The organism is Amycolatopsis balhimycina FH 1894, assembly GCF_000384295.1.
In the GTDB taxonomy this organism is placed as follows: Bacteria; Actinomycetota; Actinomycetes; order Mycobacteriales; family Pseudonocardiaceae; genus Amycolatopsis; species Amycolatopsis balhimycina.
The window spans coordinates 3,566,746-3,579,958 of record NZ_KB913037.1; the positions used below are offsets into that span (position 1 = coordinate 3,566,746).

Annotated in this window: 11 protein-coding genes; 6 read left to right on the forward strand and 5 right to left on the reverse strand. The window is 71.1% G+C overall.

The genetic code is table 11. The annotated features are described in order from the left end of the window. Positions 1–38 precede the first annotated feature (38 nt). Positions 39–2,540, forward strand: a complete 2,502-nt coding sequence (locus A3CE_RS0115405; protein ID WP_020640990.1) for a hypothetical protein — start codon at positions 39–41, stop codon at positions 2,538–2,540. A 39-nt stretch (positions 2,541–2,579) separates the two neighbouring features. Here A3CE_RS0115405 and A3CE_RS0115410 read toward each other — a convergent pair whose 3' ends face one another. After that, complete coding sequence (locus A3CE_RS0115410) at positions 2,580–4,553, reverse strand: M6 family metalloprotease domain-containing protein (RefSeq protein WP_020640991.1); 1,974 nt, start codon at positions 4,551–4,553, stop codon at positions 2,580–2,582. A gap of 233 nt (positions 4,554–4,786) precedes the next feature. Beyond that, positions 4,787–5,653 carry a peptide chain release factor N(5)-glutamine methyltransferase gene (gene prmC, locus A3CE_RS0115415; RefSeq protein WP_020640992.1) on the reverse strand — a complete coding sequence of 289 codons (867 nt, stop codon included), beginning with the start codon at positions 5,651–5,653 and terminating at the stop codon, positions 4,787–4,789. A gap of 147 nt (positions 5,654–5,800) precedes the next feature. On the opposite strand from prmC, the gene A3CE_RS0115420 reads away from it, so the two are divergent. From A3CE_RS0115420 to A3CE_RS0115440, 5 genes are read left to right on the forward strand one after another with little or no spacing between them, the layout of a single operon-like run. Next, positions 5,801–6,046 carry a hypothetical protein gene (locus tag A3CE_RS0115420; protein ID WP_020640993.1) on the forward strand — a complete coding sequence of 82 codons (246 nt, stop codon included), beginning with the start codon at positions 5,801–5,803 and terminating at the stop codon, positions 6,044–6,046. A 31-nt stretch (positions 6,047–6,077) separates the two neighbouring features. After that, entirely contained in the window at positions 6,078–7,070 is a 993-nt protein-coding gene (locus A3CE_RS0115425) for a glycosyltransferase (protein ID WP_020640994.1), read from the forward strand. Beyond that, a complete protein-coding gene (locus A3CE_RS0115430) occupies positions 7,067–7,498 on the forward strand; it encodes a GtrA family protein (RefSeq protein WP_026468508.1) in 432 nt (143 codons plus the stop codon). Before A3CE_RS0115425 ends, A3CE_RS0115430 begins: the two co-directional genes overlap by 4 nt. Before the next feature lie 18 nt (positions 7,499–7,516). Beyond that, positions 7,517–8,980, forward strand: a complete 1,464-nt coding sequence (gene wsfD, locus A3CE_RS0115435) for a glycan biosynthesis hexose transferase WsfD (protein ID WP_020640996.1) — start codon at positions 7,517–7,519, stop codon at positions 8,978–8,980. A gap of 31 nt (positions 8,981–9,011) precedes the next feature. Then, positions 9,012–9,407: a VOC family protein gene (locus A3CE_RS0115440; protein WP_020640997.1), complete on the forward strand. Its 396-nt coding sequence runs from the start codon at positions 9,012–9,014 to the stop codon at positions 9,405–9,407. On the opposite strand, the gene prfA is transcribed toward A3CE_RS0115440, so the two are convergent. From prfA to rho, 3 genes are all read right to left on the reverse strand, one after another. Further along, positions 9,395–10,462: a peptide chain release factor 1 gene (gene prfA, locus A3CE_RS0115445; RefSeq protein ID WP_020640998.1), complete on the reverse strand. Its 1,068-nt coding sequence runs from the start codon at positions 10,460–10,462 to the stop codon at positions 9,395–9,397. The two genes, A3CE_RS0115440 and prfA, sit on opposite strands and share 13 nt — an antisense overlap. A 96-nt stretch (positions 10,463–10,558) precedes the next feature. Continuing rightward, positions 10,559–10,789 carry a 50S ribosomal protein L31 gene (gene rpmE, locus A3CE_RS0115450; RefSeq protein WP_020640999.1) on the reverse strand — a complete coding sequence of 77 codons (231 nt, stop codon included), beginning with the start codon at positions 10,787–10,789 and terminating at the stop codon, positions 10,559–10,561. Between the two features lie 182 nt (positions 10,790–10,971). After that, complete coding sequence (gene rho / locus A3CE_RS0115455) at positions 10,972–13,014, reverse strand: transcription termination factor Rho (protein WP_020641000.1); 2,043 nt, start codon at positions 13,012–13,014, stop codon at positions 10,972–10,974. Between the last annotated feature and the right edge of the window lie 199 nt (positions 13,015–13,213).

Consider the following 13,213-nt stretch of genomic DNA (forward strand, 5'->3'; position numbering starts at 1 on the left):
CGCCGGGTTCCTCCCACGGACCGGCCTACCGTGGGTCGATGGAGCTGCGGATGCCGATCCGGTACGCGCTGGCCGGGCTGCTCGCGGCGGTGCCCGTGGCCGCGGCGGTCGTGGCCGGGAGCCTGCAGCCCACCCGGCAGGTCGTGTTTCCGCCGCTGACCCCGTACTCCGCCGCACAGGACGCCGCCATCGCGGCCGGCGCGTCACTGTCCCGCGTCGCGGACGTGACCGTGGCCTTCCGCACCAGCCTGCGGGGCATCGAAGCGCACACCGACTACGTCATCACGGTCCCCCGGACCGATCCGCTGGTCGCGGCCGTCGGTGGCGGCATCGTCGGCGGTGCCGCCCTGGCGCACATGGTGGCCGGTGGCCCGGCGGACGGGACCTACACCGCGCCGGTCGTCGAGTACGGCCCCACCGGGCTCAACGCGCGGCTCCTCGTGTCGAGCCGTCCGGTGCAGGTGCGCGCCCAGGTGCTGGTCGAGAAGTCGGACAGCGACCGGAGGGGCCAGGTCGCGCTCCGGACACTGAACGTGCGGGCGGCCGGAGTGGCGATCACCCAGGTGCGCTCGGGCGGAGACGAGCCGGCCAAGGTGAGCCGCGACGCGCTGACGTTCACCGGCCGGGTGCAGAACGCCTTGTACGTCTCGGTCGGCGTCGACCCGTCGGCCGCCGAGGCGTCCGAGGCGACGAACGTCTTCTCGCTGACGCGCGGGCCGATCCTCTGGCACCTGGCGATGGCGGTGCCGTGGCTGATCCTGCTGGTGGCGGGCGCCCGCTCACGGCACCGGCTGCGGCGTCCGCTCCGGCGGGGCGCGGCGGTCTACCTCACCGCCGCGCCGGTGCTGGCGACCGTGCTGTTGTGGACACAGCAGTCGGCCGCGGTCCCGGACCTCCGCCGGGCGGTGCGGGACGCGGTGCTCGCCCTGATCGTCGTCGTCGCGCCGGTCCTCACCGCCGGCTGGTGCCGGTGGACGACAGGTGAACGAGCGTTCACCGGCGGTCTGCGTCGCTACCTGCCCGTGCTGGCGGTGGTGCTGACCGCCGCGGGCATCGCGGTCGCCCGGCCGCCGCGGGACGGCCTCCTGCCGATGCTCGCCGGGGCGGTGGTCGCGGGCTTGTTCCTGGCCGTGGCGGCCCGCCTGATCGAGCCCCGCGGCCTGACCTTCGCCGCCGCGATGCTCGGCTTTTCGCTCGTCCCCGGCGCGGTCGTCCTGGACTTCCTGTTCGAGCAGGCGCAGCTGGACTACGGCACCGTTGCCGCGCTCGGCATCGGCGTGCTGCTGACCCCGGTGCCGGTCGCGCTGGTGCCGTTGCTGTTCCGCCGGCACCTCAAGCTCGGGTACGCGGCCGCCGTGGTCCTCGGCGTGCTCCTGCTCGCGCCGCTCGTGACGCTGCTGCGCGATCCGCCGCGCGGCCTGATCAGCGTCCCCGCCCTCGGCCAGCCGATGAGCATCGGCGTCGGCGCCGCGACGGTGCTGCTGCTGACCCTGCTGGCGCTGCTGATCGTCCAGCTGTACGGGCTTTCGGCGGATGCGGGCCTCTACGCCGAGCCGCTGGCCCGGGCGGCCGCGATCGCCGTCGCGGTGACCGCCGCGATCCCGGCGTACCTGACGCTGCTCGGCCCGGCCGTGGCGGCGCTGTCGCTGGTGGTGACCCTGCGCTGGCTCATCCCGCGGAAACGCACCGAGGCGGGCATGCGCCTGGCGAGGATCAAGGCGCCCGAGCACCGCGATCTCGTGCGGAACGAGCTGTGGCAGCGTTTCGTCGACCGCGTCGGCGTGGCGATCGTCCGCGCCGCGCCGGAACGGGCGGCGAAGGAGGGGACTTCGGTCGCCGGCTTGCGGGCCGTGTGGGACGAAACGGTGGGCCGGCCGCCGTCGCAATCGGGCATTTCGCCGGAAGCCGAGGCGTTCGGCTCCGGTGGCGGGGTCACGCCACGGGAGAACATGCTCTTCGGCGCGGCCACGGCGGCCGTGCTGGCGCTGCCGATGATGACCTACGAAGGCTGGCTGATCTTCTTCGGCTCCGACGTCGAACTCGGCCTGATGACCACGGCGACGCAGCTGCAGCAGCTGGCCCGGTTGCTGCGCTGGGTGGCCTACGGCGGGCTGTTCGGCTTGTTCTACCCGGTCGTCCGGGGCGACCGGCCGACGGTGAAGGCCGGCTTCCTGCTGCTGGCGCTGCTGCCGTCGGAACTGCTGGCGATGGCGACCGCGCCGTATTCGCCGGCGCAGACGGTGTGGGTCGCCCTGGCCATCCGGACCGGCCAGGTGACCGTGCTGTCGATCGGCCTCGGCCTGCTCTGGGAACGCCGGCTCGCGCGCGCGGCCGGGCTGCGGTGGGGGCGGGTCCGGGACTTCCGCAGCTTCACCGCCCTGGTCACGCCGGTGACGACCGTGGCCGTGGCCGCGGCGACGACGATCGCGACGGCACTGGCGGGTGCGGCGGTCGGCGTCCTGCTGAAGCCGTCCCCGGCGGACTCGACGACCCCGCCCGGCGGCGGGGCGCCGACGTCCGCCGTGCGTCAGCCGCCGTGACCGGCCGGGCCGTCTCGCGGCGGCCCGGCCGGACGCGCGTCAGAAGCCGAAGGCCGTGCAGCTCGCCGTCGCCGTCTTCGACGGGTCGCTCACCGACGTCGCCGTCAGCTTCACCCGGGCCGCGAGGTCGCCGCCCTGGCTCCGCTTCGCGTACGCCGGTACCTTCACGTACCCGCCGAACTTCGCCGTGGCCAGCTCGTTCGGCAGGCGGACCGCCCAGCCGCGGGAGTCCGTCGACACGCTCAGCCGGTACGTGTCCGTGTCGTACGGCGTCTGGGCGCCGCGGGCCGAACCCGTGTTGAGCAGGCCGAAGTCGCACGTCGCGAGACCGCCGCGGGCGACGGACGGCAGGGCCGGAGTCAGTGCCGCTCCGCGGGCCTGGCTGCCCGCGCCGTCCAGCGAGGCCACCGTCACCGAGTACGACAGGATGCCGCGACGGTCACGGGCCACGTCGGTGATCAGGAACCGCAGCCGGTTCGCCTGGTCGGTGTACTCGTACGGGCTCGACGCCTCGGTGCCCGCCTTGAACAGGGCGTCGTTGAGCTGCCGGTAGTCGCCGATGGTGATCTTCGCCGGTGTCCCGTCCGGCTTCGTGTAGTCGGTGATGCCGATGTCCTGCGGGTTCGCGTCGATCACCCAGTCGAACGGCGCGTTGTCCTTGTTCTTCGTCTTGGTGATCATGACGCCGGAGTCCGGCGCGAAGGAGTCCGAGCCCATCCGGTCGACGACCTCGACGGTGTAGTTGTCGTAGCCGCCGCCGTCGCAGAACGGGTCCTTCGACCGGTCGCACTTCGGCGCCTTGTCGCCGCCGGTGAGCTTGATGTTCAGCCCGGTGAACGCCCCCGGCTGGGCTTCGGCCTCACGCGCGGTGATGCGCGCCGACACCGGGCCGGTCGACGCCAGCTCGTTCCGGTCGAGCTGCAGCACGTCCACCGGGTCGACGATGCCGAGCTTCAGCTTGTTGCGCAGCTGGTGCTGGGCTCCCATCGAACTGCCCTGCGTCGCCGGGATCTGCCAGCGCGTGTGCGGGCCGCCGGGACCGTTGAACGTGCCGCGCGACAGCATGTCCCACGGTCCGCTGTAGCTGCGGGACGGCGGGACGCCGAACGGGTTGTTGTAGTTGTCGCCGATGCCCAGGATGTGGCTGAACTCGTGGGCGTAGGTGGACTGGCCGGAGCTTTCGGCCTGCACCGAGCTGCCGTCCTGGGCGTTCGGCCAGATGCTGGCGGCCGACGCCCACGACGTCCACGGCACGTACCGGGTGGCCGCGTAGTTGGGCAGGTCGTGGTTCGGCGGGCCGAAACTGTCGGGCACGTTCTCCTTGGTGCCGAACTTCATCTCGCCGAACTCCTGCCAGGTCGAGCTCTCGTCCTGGCCGGCGGAGAGGTAGAAGACGAAGTCGAACTGCTTCGCGGTGTCGCCGACGTCGGCGCGCCAGGCGTCCCCGGCGTCCTTGCGGATGTCGCGGGTGCAGTTCGCGCCGGGCGGGCAGGCGCTCGGCTGGAACTCCATGCCGTATTCGTAGGACTTCCCGGGCATCCGGTACGGCCCGAACGCGGTCAGCTGCACGCCGAACCGGCCGCCGGAGTCCTCCATCCAGTACTCGTTGATGGTGTGGCCGTTGTTGAGCGCCTCGGGCTTGTTGAGGAAGTCCTGGTAGTACCGGGCGACCTGGGCCCGCGGGATGTTCGCGGCGGCCGGGGCGGGGTTGCCGAAGACGGTCGAGTGCACCGGCTTCGTGACGACGAAGTCCTGGTCCGGGTAGTCGGCGAGGACGACGGCGCCCTTGAAGGTGCGCTGGGTCGGCTTGAGCGAGGGGTCGGCCCAGTTCGTGCCGGGGACCTTGCGGTAGTCGGACCAGGTCATGTGGTCCTGGTTCTCCCAGTGCGCGGCGTCGATCGGGGCGGGCCAGTCACGGGTGAGCGGTTCCGCCGCGGCGGTGCCGGTGCCGAGCCCGGTCAGGACGGCGACCGCGGCGAGCAGGGCGAGCGCTTTCGGGGTGCTGGGGCGCATCTGCGGCTCCTTCACTGGGAACCCACGGGGGTTGGTGGTTCCCGGTGATCGACCGTATTGAGCCGCGCTGCCGGAGTTCTGCCGCGACGGGAGGTTTACCCGCTTGCCCCACGACGAAAGTCTGACCGGTTGTCAGCCCCGCAAAGCCCGGCCCGGTGGACAAGTCCGGCTCCGCGCACGAAGAAACCCGCGCACTGTCGGTGCCTGCCGGTAGCGTGGAAAACGGGGGCTGCTCAGCCCAGCCGGCGCGCGGTCACGAACCGGGCCCGGCCGGTCAGGTCCGCGTGGTCCTCGACCCCGGTCAGCACCCGCCGAGCCCGGACCAGTGCCGGGACCGCCGAGCCGTGCGTGTCGTCGTGCTCGATCGCCAGCCCACCGCCCGGGCGCAGCAACCGGGCACCCGCCGCGATCGCGTGGCGGATCACCGCCAGTCCGCTCTCCTCGGCGAAGACCGCGCGCGGCGGGTCGTGCTCCGCCACTTCCGGCGGCACCGGCGTGCCCTCCGGGACGTACGGCGGGTTGCACAGCACCAGGTCGACCAGGCCGTCGAGCTCGGCGAACATCGTGGGGTCGCCGATGTCGCCCGAGTACAGCCGGATCGGGGTGTGGCCCGCGTCCGCGTGGACGTCGGCGTTGTGGCGCGCCCAGGCCAGCGCCTGCGGGTCGACGTCGACCGCGTAGACCACCGCGTCCGGCCGGGCGTGCGCGACCGCCAGTGCCAGCGCGCCGGAGCCGGTGCACAGGTCCACCACCACCGGGAACTCCCGGCCCTGCAGGAACTTGACGCCCCACTCGAGCAGCAGCTCGGTCTCCGGGCGCGGGACGAACACCCCGGCGCCGACCGCGACGGTGATGTCCCCGAGCGCGGCCCAGCCGGTCAGGTACTGCAGCGGAATCCGCTTCGCGCGTTGCTGGACTAGCTGGCCGATGGCCTCGACGACCGGCGGATCGACCAGCGGCACCATCGGCAGCCGCCCGCGTTCGACCCCGAGCACGTGCGCGGCGATCACCTCGGCGTCGAACCGCGGCGAGGCGACGCCCGCGCGCTCGAGGATCCGGGTGGCCTCGATGATGGCCAAGCGCAGCGGCTGCCGATTCACTCGTCGTCCTTCACCTCGTCAAGCCTGGCACACCAGGCGGAACTGCCCCGTGAGGACACGCGCCGGTCCTACGCCGTCCAGCGTATCGAGGCGCCCTCAGCGCCCGGCCGACAAGTACCCGGCCAACGCGCTCCGGCGGCGGGCTGGATGAGCGCCGGCCTGTCCCCCGCCGACTTCGGCGAGCGCGCCGGCAAGCTCAAGGCCATGGCGACCGGCCGTGAACCGCGGTTAACCGCCAGGATGGAGTGGGACGGCACCGATCTCGCCGCCGTCGTCGCGCTGTTCCGCGCGTATATCCTGGCGGGGGCGGACGCGGTGGCCGTCCACTTCGGCCCGGCCGGGACCTTCGAGCGGCGGATGACCACCTTCGCCGAGGCCGTCGCCGGACCCTAGGATGCCGAGACGCCGACCCACGGGAGCGCCAGTGCCGACCGAGCCGACCACGCGCCGCCGGGTCGCGTTCATCTTCCCGATCTACAACGAGGAAGCGAACATCGACGTGCTGCACCGCACGGTCGGCGAGGTCACCGCGCCACTGGCCGGGCGGTACGAGTTCAGCTTCCTCTACGTCGACGACGGCAGCCGGGACGGCTCCCTGGCCCGGCTCACCGAGCTGGCCGAGCGCGACGCGCGGGTCACGGTCATCGAGTTCTCCCGCAACTTCGGGCACCAGCTGGCCGTCACCGCCGGGCTCGACCTGGTCGACGCGGACGCGGTGATCGTCATGGACAGCGACCTGCAGGACCCGCCCGCAGTGGCGCTCGAGCTGCTCGAGAAGTGGGAAGAGGGCTACGACGTCGTCTACGCGCAGCGCCGGTCGCGCCAGGACTCGCCGTTCAAGCGGTACACCGCGACCGCGTTCTACTGGTTCCTGCAGAAGATGGCCGCGGTCGAAATCCCGAAGAACACCGGTGACTTCCGGCTGGTCGACCGCAAGGTCGTCGACGAGCTGCGCAAGTACCGCGAACGCGACCGGTTCCTGCGTGGCCTGGTCAGCTACGTCGGGTTCAAGCAGACGGCGGTGCTGTTCGACCGCGACAAGCGCTACGCCGGTGTCACGGGCTACCCGCTGACGAAGATGCTGCGCTTCGCCGCCGACGGCATCCTCGGGTTCTCGGTGACGCCGCTGCGGATGATCACGCGGATGGGGTACCTGATCTCGCTGCTGAGCTTCGTCGGCGTGCTCTACGTCGTCGGGGTGAAGCTGTTCGCGCCGGAGACCGCGGTGCCCGGCTGGGCGTTCATCACCATCGCGATGTTCTTCCTCGGCGGCATCCAGATCATCATGCTCGGCGTGCTCGGCAGCTACGTCGGCCGCACGTACTCGCAGGTGCAGAACCGGCCGCTGTACACGGTGGCGTCGGTGCGCACAGGGGTCCCCGAGTCCGCCGAAGACAGCCGGAGCGCCGCCCGATGAGACTTGTCACGGCCACGCAGGTGCGCTTCGGGATCGTCGGGATCGGCAACACGCTGGTCGACGTGCTCGGCTACGCGCTGCTGGCGACGCTGGGCCTGCCGGTGTTCGTCGCCAACTTCCTCTCCACGACGGCCGGCATGCTGCTGTCGTTCACGCTGAACCGGAACTTCACCTTCCGGGCGAAGGACGGCGACCTGCGCCGCCAGGCACTGCTGTTCTTCGGCGTCACCGCGTTCGGGCTCTGGGTGGTGCAGTTCTTCGTCATCTGGCTGGTCAGCCACATGTTCACCGGCGTTAACCTGCTGGTCCCGAAGGGGGCCGCGATCGTCGTGGGGCTGTTCTGGAACTACCTGCTCTACCACTACGTCGTGTTCCGGCACCGCCCGGTGAGCCCGGTACCCGGTGCCGCACCCGCCGACTCAGCGTGATCTCGTACGCTCTTCCGGGTGCGATCCCGTGAACTGCGCTTCGGCCTGGGCGTCTTCGTCCTGTCCCTCGGCGTTCTGCTGCTCCGGTTCCTCGTGCCGAGGCCGATCGGGATGGCCGACAACGGCGACGGCTGGCGACTGCTGTGCGACCTCGGCGGCCGGCACCCCGACATCAAGCCCGAGTTCTACGTGCACCTCAGCTACGGGCCCGGCCAGGTGTGCCACACCGACTACATCTCGAGCCAGGCGTGGCTCGACTGGTTCGCGAGCAAGCTGGGGAAGGTGCTCGGCTCGTCGGCGGAGCTCAACCTGCTGGTGCTCGGCGCGATCACGTGCGTGCTCGTCGCGGCGGGCGTCGCGGCTACCGTCCTCGGCCTGGAGCTGAGCCGCCGCAACCGCGTCATCGCCGCCGTCCTGCTGCTGCTCGTGATGGCCGACTCGGCGTTCTTCGGCTATTTCGCCTCGGTGCTCAGCGAGGGCGCCGGGTTCCTGGGGATGCTGCTGACCGCGGGCGGGCTGCTGCTGATGCACCGCACGGGCGCGTGGCGGTACTGGGGCGCGGCGCTGACCGTCGGGGGCGCGCTGATCGGCATCAACGCGAAGTCGCAGACGCTGCTGCTGATCCCGCTGTTCGTGCTGGCGCTGGTGCTGGTCCGGCCGCTCGGCGCGAAGGGCCGCGCGCGGTGGCTGGTGCCGCTGGGCGTGCTGCTGGTCGTCGGCGCGGGCACGGCCGTGGTGCAGTCCCAAGGCGACCCGGCCAACGCCGAGTACCGCGAAGCGAACATGTACCACGTGGTGTTCGACAGCATCGTCGACGGCAAGCACGACACGGACGCCGACCTCGCGGCCCTGGGCCTGCCGCCGGCCGCGAAGAAGTTCATCGGCACGGGCTGGTGGGAAGTGAGCCCGTGGAAGGACGCGGACTACAACGGCTTCCGCGACAAGATCAGCCGCCGCAACGTGGTCAAGTACTACGCGTCCCACCCGGGCCGCACGCTGCAGATCCTCCAGCAGGGCGCGACCGACACGCTCACGGCGCGCCCCTCCCGGCTCGGCAGCTTCCCCGACACGTCCGGGCTGCCGCCGATGGCGCAGGAGTACCGGGTCCCGGTGCTGTCCGGGCTGTCCGCGCTGGCGGCCCCGCTGGGGCTGTTCGTGCTGGTCCCGTTCTGGCTGCTGATCGGCTGGGCCGGGGTCCGCGCGTTCCGCCGCCGCGCGCGCGAGTACGGGATCGTGGTGTTCTTCCTGCTGCTGTTCGCGGTGGGGCAGTTCGGGCTGTCCGCACTGGGCGAGGGCGTCGAGGGCGTGAAGCACCAGCTGCTGACGCTGTTCCCGACGTTCCTGGCGGCGGTGTTCGCGGTGCTGAGCTTCTTCCCGCGGCCGGCCCCGCCGGTTACGGAGGAAGAGCCGGACGAGGAGCCCGAGCCGGCGACCGAGGTGTTCGACGCGTTCCGCGAGCCGGAGGAGCCCGCGGTCCGCTGACACGGGTGGCGCGCTCCGGCAGACTGGGGCGATGCGGATCAGGCACCAGGTCGTCACCTTCGACGCCGCCGACCTCGCGGCCGAGAGCCGCTTCTGGGCGGGCGTTCTCGGCGGGGAGGTCGACGAGGACAGTGACTGGCACATGGTCATGGTGGACGGCGCGCCGTCCATCGGCGTTCAGCTCGCCCCCGACCACGTGCCGCCGGAGTGGCCGGATGGTCCGACGAAGCAGCAGATCCACCTCGACCTCTGGGTCGAGGACTTCGCCGAAGCGCACGAGCACGTCACGGCCCTCGGCGCCACGGTGCTGAAACCGGCGGCGGGGAACACGTCCGGGGACGACTTCCAGGTCTACGCGGACCCGGCCGGGCACCCGTTCTGCCTGTGCTGGCTGCTCCCCCGGGAGCCGGCGACTCAGCCCGACTGAGCCGCCAGGCGCTCTTCGCGGTCCGCCGTCTTCAGAGCGTCGAGGACGCCGTCCAGTTCGCCGTCGAGGACCTGGTCCAGGTTGTACGACTTGTAGTTCACCCGGTGGTCCGAAATGCGGTTCTCCGGGAAGTTGTACGTGCGGATCCGCTCCGAGCGGTCGACCGTGCGGACCTGCGAACGGCGGGCGTCGGACGCCTTGGCCGCCGCCTCCTCCTCCGCGATCGCCTGGAGCCGCGCCTGCAGCACCTGCAGGGCCCGCGCGCGGTTCTGGATCTGGGACTTCTCGTTCTGGCACGAAACGACGATGCCGGTCGGCAGGTGCGTGATCCGGACCGCCGAGTCGGTCGTGTTCACGCTCTGGCCACCCGGGCCCGAGGACCGGAAGACGTCGATGCGCAGGTCGTTGGGGTCGATCTCGACCTCGACCTCCTCCGGCTCCGGGTAGATGAGCACCCCGGACGCGGACGTGTGGATGCGGCCCTGCGACTCGGTCGCCGGCACGCGCTGGACGCGGTGGACGCCGCCCTCGAACTTCAGGCGCGACCACACGCCGTCGACGACCGCCGTCTTGCTCTTGATCGACAGCGTGACGTCCTTGAAGCCGCCCAGGTCGGAGTCCACCGAGTCGAGGACCTCGGCCTTCCAGCCGTGACGCTCGGCGTAGCGCAGGTACATGCGCAGCAGGTCGCCGGCGAACAGGGCCGACTCCTCGCCGCCCTCGCCGGACTTGATCTCCATCACGACGTCGGAGCCGTCGTACGGGTCGCGCGGGAGCAGCAGCTCGGTGAGCTTCGACTCCAGCTCGGGGATCCGCGCGGTCAGCTCTTCGGCTTCGGCGGCGAACTCGGCGTCCTCCGCCAGCTCCTTCGCCGTCGCGAGGTCGTCGCGGGCAGTGTCCAGCTCATGGACGGCTCGAACCACCGGCGACAGCTCGGCGTAGCGGCGGCCGAGCTTGCGGGCGCGCGCCTGGTCGGCGTGCACCGCCGGATCCGCCAGCTGGGTCTCCAGCTCCGCGTGTTCGGCGAGCAGCCCCTTGAGCGAGCTCGAATCCACCTCAGCCACCTCTCCGCACCGGAAACCAAAGACAAGCAGTGTTACTTCAAAGAAAAGGCGCCCACCCGGAAGTCCGGGTGGGCGCCTTGGGAAAAGCTACTTGGCGTCGGCGTCCTTCTTCTGCCGCTTGCCGTAGCGAGCCTCGAAGCGCGCGACCCGGCCACCGGTGTCCATGATCTTCTGCTTGCCCGTGTAGAACGGGTGGCAGTTCGAGCAGATCTCGACGTGGATGCTGCCGCTGGTCTTGGTGCTGCGCGTGGTGAAGCTGTTGCCGCAGTCGCAGTTCACGTCCGTGACCACGTACTCGGGGTGAATACCGCTCTTCATGGTGTCCTCTCTCGTTGGCTCCGGGTCCCCAGTCGTTCCCACGGGGTGAACCGGCGCCGGACTTCAGCGGGTAATTCTGCCAGACGAGCTGACGGGTACTGGAACGCACCCCGCTGACCAGCTATTCCCGACGCGGAAGGGGCCTCCCCGGCTACCCGGGAAGACCCCTTCCGCACCGAGACTCAGTCGTCTTCGCCGCCGCCGAGGGCGGTCTTCGAGACCTGCATGAGGAACTCGGTGTTCGTCTTCGTCTTGCGCAGCCGCGAGATCAGCAGGTCGATGGCCTGCTGCGAGTCGAGCGCGTGCAGCACCCGGCTCAGCTTCACGGTGACCGCCAGCTCGTCCGGATTCAGCAGCAGCTCGTCCTTGCGGGTACCGGACGGGTTGACGTCGACCGCCGGGAACACCCGGCGCTCGGCGATCTTCCGGTCGAGCTTGAGCTCGGCGTTACCCGTGCCCTTGAACTCCTCGAAGATGACCGTGTCCATCGTCGAGCCGGTCTCGACCATCGCCGTGGCGAAGATGGTCAGCGAGCCGCCGTTCTCGATGTTGCGCGCCGCGCCGAGGAACCGCTTCGGCGGGTAGAGCGCCGTCGAGTCGACACCACCGGACAGGATCCGGCCGGACGCCGGGGCCGCCAGGTTGTAGGCACGACCCAGCCGCGTGATCGAGTCGAGCAGCACGACGACGTCGTGGCCCATTTCGACCAGGCGCTTGGCCCGCTCGATCGACAGCTCCGCGACCGAGGTGTGGTCCGCCGGCGGCCGGTCGAAGGTGGAGGCGATGACCTCACCCTTCACCGACCGCTGCATGTCCGTGACCTCTTCCGGACGCTCGTCCACCAGGACGACCATCAGGTGGCACTCGGGGTTGTTCGTCGAGATCGCGTTCGCGATGTCCTGCATGATCGTGGTCTTACCGGCCTTCGGCGGCGACACGATCAGGGCACGCTGACCCTTGCCGACCGGCATGATCAGGTCGATCACGCGGGTCGTGAGCTTGTGCGACTCGGTCTCGAGGCGCAGCCGCTCGTTCGGGTACAGCGGGGTCAGCTTGGTGAAGTCGGGGCGGCGCTTGGCCTCGTCCGGCTCCAGGCCGTTGATCGAGTCGACGCGCACCAGCGGGTTGAACTTCTGCCGCTGCTGCTCGCCTTCGCGCGGCTGGCGCACGCTGCCGGTGATGGCGTCACCGCGGCGCAGGCCGTACTTGCGGACCAGCGACAGCGAGACGTACACGTCGTTCGGGCCGGCGAGGTAGCCGGAGGTCCGCACGAACGCGTAGTTGTCCAGCACGTCCAGGATGCCCGCGACGGGCAGCAGGACGTCGTCGTCACGGATCTCGGTGTCCGGCGAGCCGCCTTCGACCCGGCCGCCACCGCTGCCCCGGCGACGACGGTCGCGGAAGCGACGGCCGCGACGGCCGCCTTCCTCGTCGTCGTCCTGCTGCTGCTGGGCCCGGTTGTCGCGGTCCGGGCCGCCGCGGCCGCCGTCCTGCTGGTTGCGCTGGCGGTTGCCGTCCTGGCGGTCGTTGCGGTTGTCGCCGCGGTTGCCACCCTGACGCTGCTGGTCGCGGTTGCGGTCGCCGCCCTGCTGGCGGTCACCCTGCTGACGCTCGCCCTGCTGGCGGTCGCCCTGCTGGCGGTCGCCCTGCTGACGGTCGCCCTGCTGGCGGTCGCCCTGCTGACGCTCGCCGCCCTGAGCCTGCTGACGCTCGCCCTGGCCCTGCTGGCCGTCGGGGGACCCGGCGGCGCGGTTGGAGCCGCGGCGACGGCGGCTGCGGCCGCCCTCCTCGGGCTGGCCGTCCTGGCCCTGCTGGCCGTCCTGCTTGTCCTGCTGCGGGCGCTCGGCCTGCGGCTGAGCGTCCGACGGCGCGGCGGCGGGGGCCTCGGCCTTCGGCTCCGGCTTGGTCTCGGCCGCGGGCGCCTGGGCCTTCGGCTCGGCCTTGGGAGCCGCCGCCTTCGGCGGTTCGCCGACGCCCTCCAGTGGCAGCGTCTCGGCCGTCGCACGCGGCTTGCGCGACTTGCCCTGGCGCTCACGGATCGCGGCGATCAGATCGCCCTTGCGCATGCCCGTCGTCTCGCCGACGCCGAGCTCCCCAGCCAGCGAACGCAGTTCGGCGACGGTCTTACCGGTCAGCCCGCCGACCGCCCGCTTGGGAGCGGGGGCCGTGCCGTTCGAACCGGCCGTGTCGCTACCCACGTCGCTCAAAAGATCGGTGTTGCTCACACATGTCCTTCCTGACCGATCCACGCCTCCAGGCGGATCAGCGGACTGCCGCTCGCTTCTGATCGCGAACCGGCGTATCTGCCCCCCGATACGGGAGATGAGCTCTTCGGCCGTGCGAAACACAGCTGGAGCGCCTCCACCACAGGGGTTTGCGTCCTCCAAACGGAGGACACGGAATTCGGCACCGCCGAGACCGGAA

Bases quoted from the DNA above. Each gene is read 5' to 3' on its own strand.
- A3CE_RS0115405 (WP_020640990.1), top strand. From the start codon at position 39: ATGGAGCTGCGGATGCCGATCCGGTACGCGCTGGCCGGGCTGCTCGCG.
- A3CE_RS0115410 (WP_020640991.1), bottom strand. From the start codon at position 4,553: ATGCGCCCCAGCACCCCGAAAGCGCTCGCCCTGCTCGCCGCGGTCGCC.
- A3CE_RS0115420 (WP_020640993.1), top strand. From the start codon at position 5,801: ATGAGCGCCGGCCTGTCCCCCGCCGACTTCGGCGAGCGCGCCGGCAAG.
- A3CE_RS0115430 (WP_026468508.1), top strand. From the start codon at position 7,067: ATGAGACTTGTCACGGCCACGCAGGTGCGCTTCGGGATCGTCGGGATC.
- A3CE_RS0115440 (WP_020640997.1), top strand. From the start codon at position 9,012: ATGCGGATCAGGCACCAGGTCGTCACCTTCGACGCCGCCGACCTCGCG.
- rpmE (WP_020640999.1), bottom strand. From the start codon at position 10,789: ATGAAGAGCGGTATTCACCCCGAGTACGTGGTCACGGACGTGAACTGC.